Source organism: Kitasatospora sp. NPDC057223, from assembly GCF_042669755.1.
In the GTDB taxonomy this organism is placed as follows: Bacteria; Actinomycetota; Actinomycetes; order Streptomycetales; family Streptomycetaceae; genus Kitasatospora.
Map to the genome: position 1 here is coordinate 1 of NZ_JBHUWW010000039.1, position 18,251 is coordinate 18,251.

Below are 18,251 nucleotides of genomic sequence, written 5' to 3' on the forward strand. Positions count from 1 at the left end.
CGCCGGTACCCCGGCGGGCCGTTTCGGCGATCCCCCACGGGATCAGCGGATGCTCGGTCGAGACGGATCCCGTTGCCCTCGACGTCCTGCAGCAGGATGGCTGACGGCCTTTCCGCCGGGAACACGCCGGAGGTTCAACTGCCGTCCCGCACCCGAGGAATCAATGCACAGGAACGCCGCGCTCCCGGCCGGTGGCGAGCGGTCGAATTCCTCCCGACCGGATATTCCACCGGGCAGCGGCACGACATCCGGCCACCGGAATTGCGGTTCAGCGGAATGCCGCCCGATTGGCGATCAGAAACTCCGCGAAGGTGCGTGGTTGGCGCCCCGTCAGGTTCCTGACCTCGTCCGTCGTCGCCGCCAGCGAGCCGGTGGCGACCTCGGCCCAGAGCTCGGCGACGTCGGCGGCGAACTGTGCCGGGACACCCTGCGCAGCGAGCCGTTCCGCCATGGACCCACGGTCCAGTCCGACGACTTCGACCGGCTTGCCGAGGGCCCCGGAGAGCTGCCCGGCGATCTCGGCCATCGTGAGGGCTTCCGGGCCGGTCAGGACGAACGTCCGCGCCGGGCCGACGGGTTCGGTCAGCAGGACGGCCGCGCAGGCGGCGATGTCCTGGCAGTCGATGTACGAGACGGGCGCGTCGGGCGAGGGGGCGATGAGGCGCCCGTCGTCGCTGAACGTGCCTGCCCCGGTGAAGAAGTTCTGCATGAACCCGCTGGGTTGGAGCAGGGTCCACTCCAGGCCGGAGGCCTTCAGGTGCTGCTCGATGTCCCAGTGCGCGCCCTCCGCGAGCCTGCCGCCCCGGTGGGCGTGCCAGACCGAGACCTTGACGATCCTTCGGACGCCGGCGCGCCCCGCCGCGTCGATGACGGCCCGCTGCTGGGCGATCATGGGCTGCGGCACCCCGTCGGGGGTCGGGACGGCGCCCGCACTGTTGAGCAGCACCTGGTCGATGCCGGTGAGCGCCGCGGTGATCGAGTCGGGGTCGTCGAAATCCCCCACCACGTACGGGCAGCCGAGCAGCCGGCCCTTGCCGGCGTCTCTGACGAGGGCCTTGAACGGCACCCGGAGTGCCTGGAGCTGCCGGACCAGATGCCTGCCGATGGATCCGGTGGCCCCGGTGATCAGGATCATGTGAAGCCCTTCGGTTAAAGTGAGGCTGCCTCAGCATAGTAAGTCGAGGGCCCCTCAGGTTGGCAAGGGCAGCAGGGAGAGCGGCGCCCGAACGCGCCCGCCACGTGTGGGCGCGATGCGCGACCGCCGACCGCCACCGGTCCGGCGGGCTCCCCGGGCCGCACCACCGGGAGGGCCGGATCGGCCTTGCCGTCACCGGGGCGCCGCGTCACACTCTCAGGGGGGGCATGTGACCTCCGTCTCTTGTCGGGACATGACTGTCATGCTTTGATCACGATGTTTCCGGCGGGTGGGTGGGTGCCGGCAGCAGGGGCGCCGGACAAAGGCGCGTCCGCGGTCATTTGCACAGGGCGGTATGGGGGGTGGGGGACGTGCACACGAATACTGATCCCGTCGGAGGCGGTGCTGAGCCGACTCCGGCGGAACTGCGGGATCTCCAGGCGCGCGCCGACGCGCTGGCGCAGGACGTCGCCGTGATGCGCGAACGGCTGAACGAACAGCCCGACCTGCCGCGCGGAGTGCGCGGAGCACTGCCGGGCTCGCTGGACGACGCCCTCGCGCAGGCGGCACAGCGGATCGGCGGCGCCGCCGAGAAGCTGGCGCGGGTGCGTGCCGCCCGGGGGCCGGGGTCGTGCACCGCGTGGTGGGGGATCTGCCCGGGTTGCGGACCGACGCTGCGGACGGAGAACGGCCGCTCCCGGTGCCGCGAGTGCGGCACCGGGTGGGGCTACGACCGCTCCCAGGGGCCCTGCGGCGAGCCGGCGACCTTCCTGGTGATGGACGCGCAGGGCGGAACGGTCATCGTCTGCTCCGCTCACGGCCGGCACATGCAGGAGCGCCTCGACGGCGGGCTCCTGCTGGCGATTCCGCCCGCGTAGTCCGGGAACGGCCCCGCGACCGCTCCGGCAGCGGCCGCGGGGCGCCGCCCCGCCGGGACCGCAGGCCGAGGCCGCTGACGGCAACGGCGGCCACGGCTGCCGCGAACGGGACCAGCAGACCGGCCCGATAGCCGTCCAGCAGGGCGGAGGGGGTGTCCGCGCGCGTCGCGGCCGCACTGACGGCGGTGACGGCGGAGAGTCCGACGGCGGCACCGAACTGGAAGGCCGTGTAGAGGAGACCGCCCGCGAGCCCCTGCTCCTCCTCCGCGACGCCCTCGGTGGCCGCGATGGTGAGCGGGCCGTACGCCAGCGAGAAGGCGAGCCCGAGGACGGTCAGGCTCGGGAACATCGCCGCGTAGCCCCAGTCCGCTCCCAGCGGGAGGAACAGCCCGTAGGCGAGCACCGCGAGCAGGAGACCGCCGAGGATCACCCGGGCGTTGCCGAAGCGTCGGACCAGCCGTGGGGTGAGGGTCGGCGAGAGGACGGCGTCGATGCCGACGACCAGCATCGCGAGGCTCGTCTGCAGTGTCGTCCAGCCGCGCAGCTCCTGGAGGTACAGCACCACCAGGAACTGGAAGCCGAAGAACCCGGCGGCGAACAGCATCGCCGAGAGGTTCGCCCGCACCAGGGAGCCGTTGCGGAGGATGCCCAGCCGTACCAGGGGCTCGGCGGCGCGCCGCTCGATGACGACGAAGGCCGCCAGGAGCCCCAGGCCGGCCAGCAGCGTGGCGGCGCTGACGGCGACCCCGGCGTGGGACGCCCGCTCGATCCCCAGCACGATCAGCACCAGGGCGGCGGTGACGGTGAGCGCGCCCGCGGCGTCGACGCGCTTGCCGGACCTGTCGGGGCGCACCGACCGGGGAAGGAGCACCAGGGCCGCGGCGAGGACGAGGAGGGACACCAGCACCGGGGTGAAGAAGACCCACCGCCAGCCCACAGCGGTGAGCAGGCCGCCGGCGACCAGACCGGTCGTGAAGCCTCCGGCGGCGGTGCCGGAGTAGACGAGCAGCGCCTTGTTCCGCTCGGGCCCCTCGGCGAAGCCCGTGGTGATGACGGACAGCCCGGCCGGAGTCATGAAGGCTGCGGCGACGCCGGTGACGAACCGGGCGACGATCAGCGTCCACCCGTCGGTGGCGAGGCCGCCGAGCCCGGAGAAGAGCAGGAAGACGGTGAGCCAGAGGACGAACATCCGACGGCGTCCGAACAGGTCGGCCGCCCGGCCGCCGAGGAGCATGAAGCCGCCGTACCCCAGTACGTAGGCGCTCATGACCCATTGCAGCTCTCCGGTGGACAGCCCGAGATCGGCGCGGATCGACGGCAGGGCCACGTTGAGCATGGCCACGTCGATGCCTTCGAGGAAGATCGCGCCGCACAGGACGAGCAGGACGCCCCACTTGCGCGCGCCCAGCCCGCCCGGGGCACTCAAGGCACTCATGACGATGAACTCCTTCCGGAGTGAGAGGTGTTGTCGGTGCCTCAAGCCTTCGTCACGGCCCGCGCGGGAACAACAGCGGTGATCGCAACGTTCGGTCAGCCAGGCTTACCGATCCGTGTCCGCCTACCTCCCGGAGACGTACGTGGACCAGAACGAACTCGACTGCTTCCTCGTCCTCGCCGAGGAACTGCACTTCGGCCGTACCGCCACCCGCCTGCATCTCTCGCGGGCCCGGGTGAGTCAGCTCGTCCAGAAGCTGGAGCGCCGTGTCGGAGCACCGCTGTTCACGCGCACGAGCCGGCGGGTGGCCCTCACCGGGCTGGGCAGCCGCTTCCGCGACGACCTCGAACCGCACTACCGCGGCATCGAGGCCGCCCTGGCGCGTGCCGTCGCGTCGGCGCGCGGCATCGAGGGCGTCCTGCACGTCGGCTTCTCCACGCCCCTGGCCGGGGAGCTGGTGATGAAGGCCACCGAGAGGCTGCGCGCGACCCGCCCCGAACTCGTCGTCGAGGTGTGCGAGGTGCCGCTCGGCGACCCGTACGGAATGCTGCGCACAGGCGAGTTCGACCTCCAGCTGGCGGACTTCCCGGTGCACGAGGACGACCTCACCCGTGGGCCCACGCTCCTCGCCGAGGACAGGGTGCTGGCTGTGGCGGCGGCGCATCCGCTGGCCGGACGGGGCTCGGTGACGCTCGAACACCTGGCCGACGTCACGCTGTTGACGATCGCGGGCGACATCCCGGAGTACCGGGCGGAGCATCAGCATCCGACGCGCACGCCCAGCGGCAGGCCGATCGGGCGGGGGCCGTCCGTCACCGGTTTCCAGGAGGCCCTGACCCTCGTCGCCGCCGGCCGGGGCGCCCTGCTCGCGGGGGCCCACGTCGCCCGCTACCACGGCCGTCCCGGCATCTCCTACGTTCCGGTGGAGGAGGACAGGCCCCTCGAATACGGTCTGATGTGGCGGTCCGACGGCCGCAACGGGGCGGCGGAGCTCTTCGGGCGGCTGGCCCGCGAGATCGCGCGGGCCGTGGCTCCGGCCGGTCCCGGCGCAGCGCCACCCGGCTGAGTGCTCCTCTCCCCCGAGGGCTCGGTTCTCCTCGACCAGCAGGATCCGGCCTCCTGTCCGCAGGTCGGGAGCGGACCCGCGGACAAGTCTCAGCACCCCCACCAGCATCAGGACAGCGCAACTCTCATGACGCGCCCTCTGTTCGGTGCGGCTGATTCTCGCCCTTGCGCTCCCCGGCACTGTCACGGCGGTGGCCGCCGCGGCTCCGGGCAGCCGCCCGGCCCGGTGCCCGTCCCGGTGCGGCCCCGCCGGTCGGCCCCTGTTCATCCATTCGCGCAGGAATGGAATTGCGAAAACCGTGATCCGCGGCGATGGCGCTCGGTAGTCTGACCCCATGATTGGATTAGATCGTCTGGTGGTATTCCTGACCGTGGTATCCCTGCTGATCGCCGTGCCGGGCCCCAGTGTGCTGTTCGTCGTCAGCCGGGGCATTTCGCTCGGGCGGCGGGCCGCGGTGTCCACGGCAATCGGGAACGAGGCGGGTCTGCTCGTCCAGGTGGTCCTGGTGGCATTCGGACTGGGAAGCGTGATCGAACGTTCCCTGCTGCTCTTCTCGATCATCAAGTTCGCCGGGGCGGTCTACCTCGTATACCTGGGTGTTCAGGCCTGGCGGCACCGCCACCTCCTGGCCGTGGCCGACAAGGCCGAGCCGGAGACCGCGGACACGAGCCGGATTCTGCGCGAGGGGTTCGTGGTGGGTGTCAGCAATCCCAAGGGCCTGCTGATCTTCACCGCCGTGCTGCCGCAGTTCATCGACTCCTCCAGGGGGAACGTCGCCGTCCAGCTGCTCCTGCTCGGAGCGATCTGCGTCCTGATCGCCCTCGTCTCCGACGCCTCGTGGGGTGTGGCCGCCGGGACGGCGCGCATCTGGCTGGCCGGGTCGCCCCGGCGCCTGTCCTGGATCGGTGGTGCGTCGGGGATGGTCATGGTCGGCCTGGGGATCCGGCTGGCGTTCAGCAATCGGGAGTGACCCCCGGCCCGGTCGGTCGGGGGTCGCGAGCCGGAGCCGGGCGAGAGCCGAAAGCCCGCCCTCCCGGCCGCCGGCACCCCGCCGACCGGGCCAGGCCGGTGGACGCGATATCCGCTGCTGCCGGGGCGGCTCGCCGACGGCCTCAACTCGCCAGCCCGGCCCGGGTGACGCCCAACTCGTAGGCGACGGCCACCGCACTGGCCCGGTTGCGCAGGCCCAGCTTGAGCAGCAGGTTCTGCACGTGTGTCTTGACCGTGCTCTCACTGACCACCAGCTCGGCGGCGATCTCCGAGTTCTTCATACCGCGTGCCAGCAGCTCCAGCACCTGGCGTTCCCGCAGGGTCAGCAGGTCGAGCATCTGATGCCGGCCGGACGCCCCGCGCGGTGAGGCCCGGGGTGCCCGGCGGCTGCCCGGCGCGGAGACCCGGTACCCCCTGGCCACCAGACGCAGGGCGGAGACCAGGTGTTCGGGGGCCTCCCTGGTCAGCACCAGGCCCCCGGCGCCCAGGGTGTCCGCCTCCAGACAGACCGGGTCGTCGACGTCACTGGCCAGCAGCAGGATCCTGGAGGCACCGCGATCGGCGAAGTGCGCCGCCCGGTGCACCAAATGGCCTACGTCGATCGACCGGCAGGAGACGTTGACGACGAGGGCGTCGAGCGAGGGGTCGAGACAGGCCTCCAGGGCCGTCGAGCTCTCGGAGGCACAGCCGGCCAGGGTCAGGTCGGGATGGCCGCCGAAGATGTGGATCAGTCCGGCGTGCACGAGGCTGGAGTCGTCGACCAGCAGGATCCTCAGCGCTCTGTCGGCAGACCCGGCCGGCTCCCCGATCTTCACCTCTGGCACGTATGTGGACCGGACTGGTCGCATGCGTTCTCCTCGCGGGTCGACAGATTCGAACAACAGCACCATCCTCTCCCGAGCGCCCCGCAATCAGGCGCTACTTTCTGCCATATTCACATGTCATGTGTTCATGCATTCCGCCGTTACTTCGACCTAGTACTTTCGGTGCGCACACCCCGGATGATCCCCCCCGATCTACCGAGGACACCGCGCCGTACCGCGATCTAGGGTCAACGACCATGAAACAGAGTGTGGTGGTACTGGGCGGCGGAACAGCCGGTTGGATGGCTTCCGCTTATCTACGGGCAGCCTTCGGGGACAACATCGACGTCACGGTCGTCGAGTCCCGGCGGATCGGCACGATCGGGGTGGGAGAGGCCACCTTCAGTACCGTCCGGCACTTCTTCGACTACCTGGGCCTCAGTGAGTCGGACTGGATGCCGGAATGCAACGCCACCTACAAGCTCGCGGTGCGGCTGGAGGACTGGCGGGCACCGGGAGACGTCTTCTACCACCCGTTCGAACGCATGCGGGTCGTCGACGGAGTGCCGCTCACCGACTGGTGGCAGCGGATCCGTCCGACCGAACGGTTCGACCGCGACTGCTTCCTGATCCCCTGGCTCTGCGACGCCAAGGCATCACCCCGCCACCTGGACGGCCGGCTCTTCGAGCAGGACTTCGCGGAGGAGCAGGACCGCCCCCTGTACCGGACGACGCTCGCCGAGCAGAACACCCAGTTCCCGTACGCCTACCACTTCGACGCCTCGCTGCTCGCCGACTTCCTGACCCGCTACGCGGTCGAGCGCGGAGTCCGGCAGATCATCGACGACGTGGTGGACGTCCGCCTGGACGAACGGGGCTGGATCGACCACCTCGTCACCGGCGAGCACGGGGAGGTGCGGGCCGACCTCTACGTGGACTGCTCCGGGTTCCGCAGCCGGCTGCTCGGACAGGCCCTCCAGGAACCGTTCATCTCCTTCCGGGACTCCCTGCCCAACGACCGGGCGGTGGCACTGCGCGTGCCCGTCGACACCGCCGTCGAAGGGATCAGGCCGTGCACGACCGCCACCGCCCAGGACGCCGGGTGGATCTGGACCATCCCCCTGCTCGACCGCATCGGCACGGGCTACGTGTACGCGGCGGACTACTGCGAGCCGGAGGAGGCCGAGCGCGTGCTGCGTGAGTTCGTCGGCCCGGCGGCGGACGAGCTGGAGGCCAACCACATCCGGATGCGGATCGGACGCAGCCAACGGGCCTGGGTGAACAACTGCGTCGGGATAGGGCTCTCCGCCGGCTTCGTGGAACCGCTGCAGTCCACCGGCATCTTCCTGATCCAGCACGCGATCGAACAACTGGTCAGGTACTTCCCCGGCACGGACCGCAGCCCCGTGCTGCGGGAGGGCTACAACCTCAGCGTCGCCCGGGCCATCGAGGGGGTCCGCGAGTTCCTGATCCTGCACTACCGGGGCGCCGCCCGCGCGGACAACGACTACTGGCGCGACGCCAAGCAGCGCCCGGTGCCCGACGACATGGCCCGGCGCCTGGAGCAGTGGCAGGGCAAGCTCCCGGACAACGACACCACCTACCCGTACTACCACGCCTTCGAGCCCTACTCGTACGTCTGCATGGCCCTCGGCCTCGGCGGGATCCCGCTGCACCATCCACCGGCCCTGGACCTCTTCGACGCCGGCCGGGCCAAGCACGAACTGAACCGGGTCCGCGACCAGGCCCAGGCCCTGCTGAAGGCACTGCCCAGCCAGGCCGAGTACCTGTCGAGGCAGCGCTGAGACGACGGCTCCGCTCCGGGCCGCGGCGCTGCTGCCGCAATCCATGACGGAGCATCCGCACCCGGCCGGGGCGGCGCGCGGCGGGGCGCCGCCCGCCCCCGAGAGCACCGAGGAGTTGCTGCCGGATGACCACGCCTGAGGCGGCCGCGCACCGGGTACCGGCCGGCGAACGGGACTTCCGGAGTCTGATGTCCCGCTTCCCCACGGGGGTGGTGGTGATCGGCGCACTGGACGGCGCCGGCCGGCCGTGGGGCATGACCTGCTCGTCCCTCTGCGGTGTTTCGCTGGATCCGCCCACCCTGCTGGTGTGCCTCCGCAGCGCCAGCCCCACCCTGCGGGCGCTCACCGGCACCGGCACGTTCAGTGTCAACTTCCTGCACCACGGCGCCCGGTACGTGGCGGAGCTGTTCTCCTCCGGTGATCCGGACCGGTTCCTGCGCACCGAATGGCACCTCCCCGAGCTGGCCGGAGGACCCCATCTGCGGGATGCCGCCCACGCCGTCGGCGACTGCCGGGTCGAGAGCACCCAGCAGGTCGGCGACCACACCATCGTGCTCGGGCGGGTCCTGCGCACCCGTTTCCCCGCCACAGCCGGCGACGCGCCGCTCCTGTACGGCCTGCGCCGGTACGCCGCATGGCCTTCGGAGGGTAGCGTGGTGCCCACCGACTGATGAGGAGTCAGATGTCAGACTCAGTGCGTGACGATGTGGTCCTGTCCCCCGAGGAGGTGCTCCGGAACTCCGGCGTGCCGTTCACCGTGCTGGACCACGTACCGATCGTCGGTCAGCGCGACGCCGAGACCAAACTCGGCCTGGCCACCGAACAGTTGCTGAAGACCATGGTGTTCAGGACGGCGGACGGCACCTTCGTGCTCGCCGCGCTGCCGGTCACCGGCCGGGTCAACTACGGCCGGCTGGCCCGGGCGGCGGGCGTGTCCCGTTCGAGCCTGCGCCAGGCGGCCCCGGAGGAGCTCGCCCTGCTCGGCATGGAGGTCGGTGGCGCCAGCCCGGTGTGCGACCGCCCTGGGGTGACCGTCGTCTTCGACGCCTCGGTGGCCGCCATGGACGTGGTCTACTGCGGCAGCGGACGGGCCGACCGGACGGTGCGGATCGAGGCGGCGCGCCTGATCGAGCTGGTCGGACCGACGATCGAGGAACTGTCCTCGTGAGCCGAGGTGCCGCCGCCTCAGCCGAACCTGTCGGGGCTGAACGCCGCTGCCTGCGGGGGACATTGACCGTTGATCAGGTAATCAGCCAGCAGTCGTGACGTCCCGGGGGCGAGCGGCATGCCGTCGATCCCGTAGCCGGACAGGAACCAGAGCCCGGGTGCCCCCGGCGCCGGCCCGACGACCGGCAGACCGTCGGGGGACATCGGGCGCACACCCGCCCAGGTCTCCCGCACCGATGCCTTGGCCAGTGCCGGCGCGTGGCGGGCGGCGGCCGCCACGATCAGCGCGGCCGTTCGCTCACCGTCCTGCGCGTCGTCGAGCTGCAGGGCCGGGCCGCTGCTCGAACCCAGCACCACGTCGCCGCCGGGCAGCGGTTGCAGGGAGAAGACGACCCTGGTGCCCGCTCCCGGGGCAGCACCCGCCACCTCCGTCAGCAGCGGGAGCCCCTGCTTCTGCAACCCTCCCGAGCCGTGCCAGGTGGACTGCATGAGGGTGTGCCGGAACACCGCGCTCGTGACGGGCGCGGTCCGCACCAGCCACCCTCGCGCGCCGAAGACCGGCAGGTCCGATCCGGCCTGATGGGCCAGGCTCCGGGACCACGGTCCGGCCGCGAGGACGACCGCACCCGCCGACAGCGCTCCGTCGTCGGTGATCACACCGGTGACCTGCTCGCCCCGGCGCAGCAGACCCCGTACCGGCGTGTTGGTGCGGATCACCGCCCCCGCGCGCCGCGCCCGCGCCGCCAACGCCGCGGCGGCCAGCACCGGGTGCAGGGCGTGCGCGCCCTGCACGGCCACGGCGCCGGCCAGGTCGGGCGCGAGACCGGGCTCCAGTTCGAGGAGCTCGCGGGTGCTGATCGCGGTCGAGGGGAACCCGCCCTCGGTCAGCGCCCGTCCGTGGCTGCGGGCCCGGTCCAGGCCCTCCTCGTCCTGGGCCACCAGGAGATAGCCGTGCTCGCGCAGCCGGAACGGCACGTCCCCCTCGGCCTCGACCTGGCGGTAGTACGCCACCGCCTCCGCGTACAGGCTGCCGCAGGCGGGTACCGGGCTGGGCAGCAGGCCGCCCTGGTTGCGGCCGGTCGCGCCGGAGGCCAGCGCGCCGCGCTCCAGGAGCAGGACGTCCAGACCGCGGGCGGCCAGCCGGTCGGCACAGGCGCAGCCGGCGATGCCCCCACCGACCACGATCACGTCAGGTGACATGGGATGCGGTCTCCCCTCCAGGTAGTGCGTGGACGTGCACGGATTCGCCCCGGCGCACGGCGTCGCGGGCGATGCTGCTCAGGATCTGCGGGATCCGCTGTTCGATCGCCAGGACGTCCGGTGCGGTCAGCGATGACGGCTTCTCGTGCCGGCTGGAGGCGAACTCGGGGTACAGCCCGTTGGTCCGGAGGTCGTTCTGCACCGCCCGTACCCGGCGCAGCAACTGCGCGGCGGCCTCCCACGGTTCGCAAGGCGCCCGGAGCGTGAGGAAGTAGGTGTCGAACAGGACCGCGCAGACATCGCGCGGCAGCATCTGGCCGCTGCTCGCGGTCTGCAGGAGCGAGGGCGCTCCGGGAACCAGCTTGCCGCCGATCCCCTCGTGCACGGCGTTGTTGAGCGCGCCTTCGTGGCGCAGGGCCTCCTCCTCCTCGCTCCAGGCGGCCGGCAGCCGGTTGCGCAGCAGAGGGCGCACCGGGACGTAGTCACGGGCCCAGGCACCGGTGAACCTGGGGTGGCACAGGGCCATGCTGGGTCTGATGACCCGCTGGTAGACCTCCCGGGTGCAGGAGGCGGTGTAGAGCAGCAGGGCCGAGTAGCCGCGGATCAGGCGGGCCGCCGCCCGGGCATCGTCCGGAGGGTTCTGGGTTCCGGTGGCGTCGGCCGCCAGCCGCCCGAGCTCCTGCCAGAGTACGAAGGTCAGCTGGTGGCCGGTGATCCAGCGGAACCAGAACAGCTCGTCGGCGGAGGTCGGCCGGTCCAGTTCGCCCGGCGGGTCGATGTCCGCTTCACAGCCCAGAAGTTCGGGGTAGCGCCCGCTCAGCTCCCCGCCTTCGGCACGCTGCCCGATCGGTCCGGGCTCGACCGGCAGGATCAGCGGCTCCAGTCCGTAGGGGCGGCCTCCGAACCGGCTGACCGCGGCCTCCAGCTGGGCGGTGGGCGAGGCGCCGTCAACGTTGGTCACCGTCCCTCCGCCTCCGCCGGCACGTGGGTGAACTCGAACTCCAGCCCGTTCACGTCGTACAGGTAGAAGCTGCTGACCTTGTCGTCGTCCACGACGATCTCGGTCGGCGGATCCGGCCGGGAGAAGGTGTAGCGTCCTGAGGCGAAGAGCTGCTGCCAACGGACGCGCCACTGCTCCAGCTCGGCCGCCGACCGGGCGGTGACGCAGACGTGCTGGAACTGCAGCACGTCCGGTTGCTGGACGGTGTAGTCGGCCGAACGGGTGAACAGGTGGAACCGGGTGCCGGCCGCCACCACCTCGGTCAGCCGGACGATGCCGGGCAGCCTGCTGCGGGTCAGGTCGGAGAACTCGTCGAGGCTCCAGGCGGCGGTGCCGCCGAAGAACTCGGTGTACCAGGCCACGCAGTTGTCGAGGTCCGCCGTCTCGACCGCGAGGTGGTGCAGTGCGGCCCGGAGCGGTTCGGAGGGCTGTCGTACTTCGTTCACGGGGCTCGGATGTCCTTTCATCGGGCGATCGCGTAGGCCTGCTCGCCCCTCGGGGACGCGGCCGCGCGGATCAGGCCGTCACCCGGGTCGGTCCCCACCGCGCACACCTTGCCGAGCGACCAGTCGGGGACGGACTCGACCTCGTGCCCCCGGCGTCGGAGCTCCGCCACCACGGCGTCCGGGCAGCGGCGCTCGATCCGCAGGGTGCGCGGCTGGTTGGTGCGGGGCGTGAAGGAGCTCGGCACGTGCTCGGAGTGGAAGGCGAGGGTCTCGACGGAGCGTTGCAGGTCGAGCCCGAAGTGGACGTGGGCCAGGAAGAAGCCGAGCGTCCACTGGTCCTGCTGGTCCCCGCCCGGCGTCCCGAAGGCGAACCGGGCCCGGCCGTCGGCCAGGACCAGGGTGGGGCTCAGCGTGGTGCGGGGGCGTTTCCCGGGTGCCAGCGCGTTCGGGTGCCCTTCGTCCAGCCAGGCCATCTGGCCCCGGGTGCCCAGGGCGAAGCCCAGTCCCGGGATCACCGGCGAACTCTTGAGCCAGCCGCCGCTGGGGGTGGCGGCCACCATGTTGCCGTGCCGGTCGGTGACGGTCAGGCAGCAGGTGTCCCCCCGCGCCTCGGTCTGCACCAGGACGGACGGCACCACCGTGGGGAGCCCGGCCGCCAGCTGGCGCTGCCACGAGGGCCCGTGCGGCGGCTCCACCCGGTCGAGCTCCGGGATCCTCGGTTCGAGACCACGCGGAGAGCCGGGGCGCAGCTCGGCGGCGGCCCGGTCCTCGACCAGCTTCCGGCGTTGCTCGTTGTAGTCCGGCTCCAGCAGGGCGGCCATCGGCACTTCCGAGAAGTCGGGATCGCCGTACCAGGCCTCCCGGTCCGCATAGGCCAGCTTGGCGCACTCGGTGACGGTGTGCAGGTAGTCGGCGCTGTCCAGGCCCATCGCGGCCAGGTCGAACCCCTCCAGCAGCGCCAACTGCTGGAGGAAGACCGGCCCCTGGGACCAGGGACCGGGCTTGTGCACCTCCAGGCCCTGGTAGTGGTGGCTCGTGCTGCTCTCCGTCTGCGGCTTCCAGCGCGCCAGGTCGTCGCCGGTGAGCAGGCCGCGGTGCCGCCGCCCGGTGGCGTCCAGCACCTCGGTGCGCAGGTGACCGTCGATGGCCTCCGCGACGAAGCCGCTGTAGAACGCCGCATGGGCCGCCCCGATCTGCTGCTCGCGGCCCGGTCCGGCGGCCTCCGCCTCGCGCAGGATCCGCCGGTACGTCGACGCGAGCACCGGGTTGCGCATCCGCGAACCGGCGGCCGGCGGCGCACCGTTCACCAGGTAGGTACGACCCGACTCCGCCCACTCCTCCCGGAAGAGCGGCGCCAGGATCTCGATGGCCTCGGCGGCCCGGGGCAGCAGGGGGTAACCGTCGGCGGCGTATCCGATGGCGTACGAGATCACCTCACGCAGACTCAGCGTGCCGTGCTCCTCCAGAAGCCTCAGCCAGGCCCCGAAGGCTCCGGGAACGGTGGCCGGGAGGACCCCGGAGCCGGGGATCCGGGTGAGACCCAGATCGTGGAAGGCCGCGGGCGTGGCGGCGAGCGGCATCGGCCCCTGCCCGCAGATCACCGAGGTGCGTCCGGAGCCGGCGTCGAAGCTGATGATCGGCACGTCACCGCCGGGCCCGTTCAGGTGCGGTTCGACGACCTGCAGGACGAAGCCGGCCGCCACGGCGGCGTCGAAGGCGTTGCCTCCGGCCTCCAGCACCGCCATGCCCGCCGCCGAGGCGAGCCAATGGGTGGAGGAGACCGCGCCGAAGGTACCGCGCAGTTCGGGACGCGTCATCACCACGGCGGCGGCCTCAGACCGCAGCCGACGGGGAGGGCGACGGCAGGTTGCCCAGGCTGGCCGCTATCTGCTCGTCGGTGACGGTCGGGTTCTCCAACGTACCGGCCAGGAAGGAGTCGAACGCGGCCAGGTCGAAGTTGCCGTGCCCGGAGATGTTGAAGAGGATCACCCGCTGCTCGCCCGCCTCGCGGGCCGCCAGTGCCTCGACGACGGCCGCCTGCAGTCCGTGTGCCGACTCCGGCGCGATGACGAATCCCTCGCTGCGGGCGAACCGGACGGCCGCCTCGAACACCTCGGTCTGCGGGAAGGCGCGAGCCTCGATCAGTCCGTGCTCCTTGAGCAGGCACAGGCTCGGAGCGTCGCCGTGGTAGCGCAGGCCGCCGGCGTGGATGGAGCCGGGGATGAAGTCGTGCCCGAGGGTGTGCATGTAGAGCGGAGGAGTCAGCCCGGCGGTGTCGGGGAAGTCGTAGGCCAGCTTGCCGCGGGTGAGCGTGGGGCAGGCCTCCGGCTCCGCCGCGATGAACCTGGTCCGGGGGCGTTCGCCGTTGAGCCGGTCCTGCAGGAACGGGTAGGCCAGCCCGGCGAAGTTGGAACCGCCGCCGACACAGGCGACCACGGCGTCGGGGTACTCCCCCATGATCTCCATCTGCTTCTTCGCCTCCAGACCGATCACGGACTGGTGCAGCAGGACGTTGTTCATGATCGAGCCGAGCGCGAACTTGGTGTCGTCCCGGCTCAGGGCGTCCTCGACCGCCTCGCTGATGGCGATGCCGATGCTCCCGGGCGAGTCCGGGTGCTGGGCCAGGATGTCGCGTCCGGACTCGGTCCGCGCGGTGGGCGAGGCGAAGACCTGGGCGCCCCAACTCTGCATCAGGGACTTGCGGTACGGCTTCTGCTCGAAGGAGGCCTTGACCATGTAGACGTTCACCTCCAGCCCGAAGAGGGACCCGGCGAAGGACAGCGCCGAGCCCCACTGCCCGGCGCCGGTCTCGGTGGTCAGCCGGCGGACTCCCTCCTCCGCCGCGTAGTAGGCCTGCACCACCGCGGTGTTGGGCTTGTGCGAGCCGGACGGGGACACGCCCTCGTACTTGAAGTAGATGTGCGCCGGAGTGTCGAGGGCGCGCTCCAACTCCGATGCCCGGACCAGCGGGGAGGGCCGCCAGATCTTGTACACGTCACGGACCCGCTCGGGGATGTCCACCCAGCGCTCCTGGGAGAACTCGTGCTCGATGATCTTCTGCGGCAGCAGCGCGGCGAGGTCCTGGGGCTTCAGCGGTTCCAGCGTCGCCGGGTTGAGCGGGCCGGGAAGCGGAGCGGGCAGATCAGGAATGATGTTGTACCAGCGGTCGGGCAGGTCGTTCTCTGACAGCAGGACTCGCTTCTGCACAGGATTCTTCCTTTACCGAGGGCCGAGATGTCGATGACGCCCGTGCATCGTATGGACATCCGAAGTACGCGATCTTCGCCCGTTCTGCCTGATCTCCGAAAGGCGGACCGGTAGATGTGCCTAGTCCGAAAGAAGCGGCCCTCCTGCTCCAGCCGTAGTCCGTGATCCCGTCGGCGGAGGCCGCTCGGCCACGCGGTGATTCCGTGAGACGGGAGCGGGGTATCGGCACGGAGCAGTGCCCTGCCCGACGGACCGGGCCACCGGCCTTGCCCCGCCGCGCCCTTGTCCGCACATCCGCCAGTGCGTTGGAGGACGATTCCATGACCGTGACCGATGCCGAAGAAATCCGAACGCTGGAGAACCGTCGATTCGAGGCCCTCGTGGCAGGCGATCTCGGCGGGTTCACCGAGCTCGCCCACCCCGACCTCACCTTCACGCACTCCAGCGGCACCCTGGACACGCTGGAGTCCTATCTCGCGAAATGCGCGAGCGGATTCTTCGTGTACCACTGGATAGAACACCCGATAGACACGATCACGGTGATCGGCGACACGGCCGTGGTGATCGGCGGCATGCGGGCCGACCTCGCCGTGAACGGCGTGCACAGGCTTCTGGATAACCGCTCACTCGCGGTGTGGACACGGGTGGACGGCCGATGGCGGTTCCTGGCCTACCAGGCCACCCCCGGGAAGTGAGCGCACCTCACGTGCGCCGCGTGCGCTGCCGGCCGCCCTCAGGATTCAGCCAGGACCGGCGCGGTGCCGGCGGTGGCCGGCCGGACGGCGGGCGCACGCGACCTCATCCGTCCGGCCCCGGCCTGCCCCGGCCCGGCCCGGCCTCAGGCCGACTCGATCCGCTCGACGATCAGCTCGCACAGTTCATGGGTGCGCAGCGCGTCGCGGGCGTCGAGGGTCCTGCCGGCCCGGACGGCGTCCAGGAAGGCGGTGACGACCTGCTCGATGCCGCGCTGGCGGGCGACGGGGACCCAGTCGCCGCGGCGGCGGATCGTGGGCTGGCCGCGATGGTCGATCACCTCGGCGAGGTTGTGCACCTCACGCTTCGAGTCGCTGCCGGAGACCTCCAGGATCTCCTCGGTGGAGCCGGACATCCGGTTCATGATGCCGAGCGCGGTGAACCCGTCCCCGGCGAGCGTCAGGACGAGGTGCTCCAGCAGGCCACCACGGGACCGCGAACGGACGTCCACATGCTCGATCTCGCCCGGCACCAGGAACCGGAGGGTGTCCACCACGTGGATGAAGTCGTCGTAGACCAGGGGGCGCGCGGCCTCCGCCAGGCCCTCGCGGTTCTTCTGCAGGACGATCAGGTCGCGCGGACGCTCCTTCGCCTGGACGTAGGAGGGGGCGTGGCGGCGGTTGAAGCCCACCATCAGGGAGCGGCCGGACTTCTCGGCGAGGTCGACCAGCTGCCGGGCGCCCTCGACGGTGTAGTCGAGGGGCTTGTCCACGTAGACGTCGATGCCGGCCGTCAGCAGCCGCTCGACGATCGGCACGTGCTGGTCGGTCGCCGCGTGGACGAAGGCGGCCCGCACGCCGGAGTCGATCAGGTCGCCCAGGTCGGTGTAGCGGTGGTCGAGACGGTACGCGTCGCCGATACGGTCGAGCTTCGCCCGGTCACGGGTCATCAGCCGCAGGTCCAGGCCGGGCAGTGCCGTGAGGACCGGGAGGTAGGCCTTCTGCGCGATGTCCCCGAGACCGATCACCGCGACCGGGAGCAGGGCGTCGGGGGCAGGGGTCGGGCTCATCGGGTCTCCTATGGTGCGCACGAACATCGACTGGCCCCACCCTATGCGTGGCAGGTCTCCCGCCGCGGAGCCCCCACCCGAGGGGCGAGAAGTCCTCAGTACTGCAAACGGTTGTCGGGTTCGCTCCTTGTGCGGTTCATGGGTGGGGACATGTCCGTGGTCGGTGCTCGTCGCCGGTCGGACGGGCTGGTCGGGTTGCCTGAGCGGTTTGCCCACCGGTGCGCGCGGAGTGAGTCACGGGAGTCGCGGAGAAGCCGGCCCGCCGGGCGACGGGCGGGCCCGGCCCGATCAGCCCCCGCCGTCCCTCGCGGACGGTGCTCCGGGGTCACGGCGGAGGCGGTCGGCAACCGCCGCGTGCAGGGTGTGCAGGAGCCGGCGCTCCGACTCCTGCGCCCTCGACAGGGCGGAGCCCGGAGTCGCGGTTGCCGGCCAGATCATTCCGATACGGGAAGGCACTCGGCGAGCAGCTCGACGACGTCGCGCCAGGCTCGCTGCGCGTGCTGTGGGTGGTAGCCGACGCCGGGGACCGTGGGGTGGTCGACCGGCGGGTGGTGGAAGGCGTGCAAGGCGCCGCCGTAGACCGTGAGGCGCCAGTCGACCCCCGCGGCCTGCATCTCGGCGGTGAACGCGTCCCGTTGCGCGGGCGGCATGATCGGGTCCTCCGACCCGACCCCGGCCCACACCGGGCAGCGAATGTGCGCCGCCTCGCCCGGGCGGCCTGTGGTGGTTGCGTTGACTGTCCCGATCGCGCGCAGGTTGACGCCGTCGCGCCCGAGCTCCAGCCCGACGGCGCCCCCGGTGCCGTAGCCGACGGCGGCGATCCGGTCGGGGTCGGTCCGCGGTTCGGCGCGCAGCACGTCGAGCGCCGCGTGGCCGATGTCCCGCATCCGGTCGGGGTCGGCGAGCAGCGGCATGCAACGGGCCAGCATCTCCTCGGGGTCACCCAGATAGCGCCCGCCGTGGAGGTCGAAGGCCAGCGCTACGTATCCCAGCTCGGCGAGGGCATCGGCCCGGCGGCGCTCGACGTCGCTGAGCCCCATGCCCTCCGGTCCGAGCAGCACCGCAGGCCGGCGGTCGACACCGGCCGGGAGCGCGAGGTGTCCGATCATCGTCAGACCGTCGGCCGGGTACTCGACCGTACGCGTCGTCATCGTCGTCATGAGACTGGACCGTAGTGACGGTCGAGCTCGGCAGGGCCGGTGTTCACCGCCGGCGGAACAGCGCGGGTATGCCTCTGAAATGCGTCGATGGCACACCAGATCCGCCACAGGCCCCGTTCCCGACCAGCCGCTTGTGGCGGCCGTGCGAGTTCTGTGAACCGCCCGTAAGCCGCCGTGCAGGGGGTGAGCGGGCATGG

At 71.3% G+C, this 18,251-nt stretch carries 17 protein-coding genes; 7 read left to right on the plus strand and 10 right to left on the minus strand.

Features of this window, described 5'->3' with window-relative positions; translation table 11 throughout:
• Window positions 1-268 precede the first annotated feature (268 nt).
• Window positions 269-1,135, minus strand: coding sequence for an SDR family oxidoreductase (locus tag ACFUK0_RS16370; protein WP_380250552.1), 867 nt, complete (start codon window positions 1,133-1,135; stop codon window positions 269-271).
• A gap of 371 nt (window positions 1,136-1,506) precedes the next feature.
• Here ACFUK0_RS16370 and ACFUK0_RS16375 point away from each other — a divergent pair, with 371 nt between their 5' ends.
• Entirely contained in the window at window positions 1,507-2,013 is a 507-nt protein-coding gene (locus ACFUK0_RS16375; protein WP_380250554.1) for a hypothetical protein, read from the plus strand.
• Here ACFUK0_RS16375 and ACFUK0_RS16380 read toward each other — a convergent pair.
• On the minus strand, window positions 1,934-3,448 hold the full coding sequence (locus ACFUK0_RS16380) for an MFS transporter (protein WP_380250556.1): 1,515 nt from the start codon (window positions 3,446-3,448) through the stop codon (window positions 1,934-1,936). The genes ACFUK0_RS16375 and ACFUK0_RS16380 overlap by 80 nt on opposite strands.
• A gap of 115 nt (window positions 3,449-3,563) precedes the next feature.
• On the opposite strand from ACFUK0_RS16380, the gene ACFUK0_RS16385 reads away from it, so the two are divergent.
• The gene (locus tag ACFUK0_RS16385) at window positions 3,564-4,514 is read left to right on the plus strand and encodes a LysR family transcriptional regulator (protein WP_380250558.1); all 951 of its coding nucleotides are present in this window, start codon (window positions 3,564-3,566) and stop codon (window positions 4,512-4,514) included.
• Window positions 4,515-4,848: 334 nt separating this feature from the next.
• Window positions 4,849-5,484 carry a LysE family translocator gene (locus ACFUK0_RS16390; RefSeq protein WP_380250560.1) on the plus strand — a complete coding sequence of 212 codons (636 nt, stop codon included), beginning with the start codon at window positions 4,849-4,851 and terminating at the stop codon, window positions 5,482-5,484.
• 142 nt (window positions 5,485-5,626) lie between these two features.
• Here the strand turns inward: ACFUK0_RS16390 and ACFUK0_RS16395 are convergent, their stop codons facing one another.
• Window positions 5,627-6,319: a LuxR C-terminal-related transcriptional regulator gene (locus ACFUK0_RS16395; RefSeq protein WP_380250562.1), complete on the minus strand. Its 693-nt coding sequence runs from the start codon at window positions 6,317-6,319 to the stop codon at window positions 5,627-5,629.
• Between the two features lie 245 nt (window positions 6,320-6,564).
• Here ACFUK0_RS16395 and ACFUK0_RS16400 point away from each other — a divergent pair, with 245 nt between their 5' ends.
• From ACFUK0_RS16400 to ACFUK0_RS16410, 3 genes are all read left to right on the plus strand, one after another.
• Window positions 6,565-8,112, plus strand: a complete 1,548-nt coding sequence (locus ACFUK0_RS16400) for a tryptophan halogenase family protein (protein ID WP_380250564.1) — start codon at window positions 6,565-6,567, stop codon at window positions 8,110-8,112.
• Window positions 8,113-8,237: 125 nt separating this feature from the next.
• Complete coding sequence (locus ACFUK0_RS16405) at window positions 8,238-8,783, plus strand: flavin reductase family protein (RefSeq protein WP_380250566.1); 546 nt, start codon at window positions 8,238-8,240, stop codon at window positions 8,781-8,783.
• Between the two features lie 11 nt (window positions 8,784-8,794).
• Entirely contained in the window at window positions 8,795-9,280 is a 486-nt protein-coding gene (locus tag ACFUK0_RS16410; protein ID WP_380250568.1) for an aminoacyl-tRNA deacylase, read from the plus strand.
• Window positions 9,281-9,297: 17 nt separating this feature from the next.
• On the opposite strand, the gene ACFUK0_RS16415 is transcribed toward ACFUK0_RS16410, so the two are convergent.
• The 5 genes from ACFUK0_RS16415 to ACFUK0_RS16435 are packed head-to-tail and all read right to left on the minus strand — an operon-like array spanning window position 9,298 to window position 15,132.
• Window positions 9,298-10,479 (minus strand): NAD(P)/FAD-dependent oxidoreductase, encoded by a 1,182-nt coding sequence (locus tag ACFUK0_RS16415; RefSeq protein ID WP_380250570.1) that lies wholly within the window; start codon window positions 10,477-10,479, stop codon window positions 9,298-9,300.
• On the minus strand, window positions 10,469-11,440 hold the full coding sequence (locus tag ACFUK0_RS16420) for an L-tyrosine 3-hydroxylase (protein WP_380250572.1): 972 nt from the start codon (window positions 11,438-11,440) through the stop codon (window positions 10,469-10,471). The genes ACFUK0_RS16415 and ACFUK0_RS16420 overlap by 11 nt, the downstream gene beginning before the upstream one ends.
• On the minus strand, window positions 11,437-11,925 hold the full coding sequence (locus ACFUK0_RS16425) for a VOC family protein (protein ID WP_380250574.1): 489 nt from the start codon (window positions 11,923-11,925) through the stop codon (window positions 11,437-11,439). Before ACFUK0_RS16425 ends, ACFUK0_RS16420 begins: the two co-directional genes overlap by 4 nt.
• A 17-nt stretch (window positions 11,926-11,942) precedes the next feature.
• On the minus strand, window positions 11,943-13,742 hold the full coding sequence (locus tag ACFUK0_RS16430; protein WP_380250576.1) for a gamma-glutamyltransferase family protein: 1,800 nt from the start codon (window positions 13,740-13,742) through the stop codon (window positions 11,943-11,945).
• Between the two features lie 16 nt (window positions 13,743-13,758).
• Window positions 13,759-15,132, minus strand: coding sequence for a TrpB-like pyridoxal phosphate-dependent enzyme (locus ACFUK0_RS16435; RefSeq protein WP_380250578.1), 1,374 nt, complete (start codon window positions 15,130-15,132; stop codon window positions 13,759-13,761).
• A gap of 320 nt (window positions 15,133-15,452) precedes the next feature.
• On the opposite strand from ACFUK0_RS16435, the gene ACFUK0_RS16440 reads away from it, so the two are divergent.
• Window positions 15,453-15,827, plus strand: coding sequence for a nuclear transport factor 2 family protein (locus tag ACFUK0_RS16440; RefSeq protein ID WP_380250580.1), 375 nt, complete (start codon window positions 15,453-15,455; stop codon window positions 15,825-15,827).
• A gap of 143 nt (window positions 15,828-15,970) precedes the next feature.
• On the opposite strand, the gene ACFUK0_RS16445 is transcribed toward ACFUK0_RS16440, so the two are convergent.
• Together ACFUK0_RS16445 and ACFUK0_RS16450 are read right to left on the minus strand one after the other, a co-directional pair.
• On the minus strand, window positions 15,971-16,894 hold the full coding sequence (locus ACFUK0_RS16445) for a Gfo/Idh/MocA family protein (protein WP_380250582.1): 924 nt from the start codon (window positions 16,892-16,894) through the stop codon (window positions 15,971-15,973).
• Between the two features lie 434 nt (window positions 16,895-17,328).
• On the minus strand, window positions 17,329-18,054 hold the full coding sequence (locus ACFUK0_RS16450; protein WP_380250584.1) for a dienelactone hydrolase family protein: 726 nt from the start codon (window positions 18,052-18,054) through the stop codon (window positions 17,329-17,331).
• Window positions 18,055-18,251 lie beyond the last annotated feature (197 nt).

What these genes read in the sequence shown, in the direction of transcription:
- ACFUK0_RS16415 (WP_380250570.1), bottom strand. Translation starts at nt 10,479, where the DNA reads ATGTCACCTGACGTGATCGTGGTCGGTGGGGGCATCGCCGGCTGCGCC.
- ACFUK0_RS16400 (WP_380250564.1), top strand. Translation starts at nt 6,565, where the DNA reads ATGAAACAGAGTGTGGTGGTACTGGGCGGCGGAACAGCCGGTTGGATG.
- ACFUK0_RS16380 (WP_380250556.1), bottom strand. Translation starts at nt 3,448, where the DNA reads ATGAGTGCCTTGAGTGCCCCGGGCGGGCTGGGCGCGCGCAAGTGGGGC.
- ACFUK0_RS16450 (WP_380250584.1), bottom strand. Translation starts at nt 18,054, where the DNA reads ATGACGACGATGACGACGCGTACGGTCGAGTACCCGGCCGACGGTCTG.
- ACFUK0_RS16430 (WP_380250576.1), bottom strand. Translation starts at nt 13,742, where the DNA reads ATGACGCGTCCCGAACTGCGCGGTACCTTCGGCGCGGTCTCCTCCACC.
- ACFUK0_RS16440 (WP_380250580.1), top strand. Translation starts at nt 15,453, where the DNA reads ATGACCGTGACCGATGCCGAAGAAATCCGAACGCTGGAGAACCGTCGA.
- ACFUK0_RS16445 (WP_380250582.1), bottom strand. Translation starts at nt 16,894, where the DNA reads ATGAGCCCGACCCCTGCCCCCGACGCCCTGCTCCCGGTCGCGGTGATC.
- ACFUK0_RS16370 (WP_380250552.1), bottom strand. Translation starts at nt 1,135, where the DNA reads ATGATCCTGATCACCGGGGCCACCGGATCCATCGGCAGGCATCTGGTC.
- ACFUK0_RS16405 (WP_380250566.1), top strand. Translation starts at nt 8,238, where the DNA reads ATGACCACGCCTGAGGCGGCCGCGCACCGGGTACCGGCCGGCGAACGG.
- ACFUK0_RS16390 (WP_380250560.1), top strand. Translation starts at nt 4,849, where the DNA reads ATGATTGGATTAGATCGTCTGGTGGTATTCCTGACCGTGGTATCCCTG.
- ACFUK0_RS16410 (WP_380250568.1), top strand. Translation starts at nt 8,795, where the DNA reads ATGTCAGACTCAGTGCGTGACGATGTGGTCCTGTCCCCCGAGGAGGTG.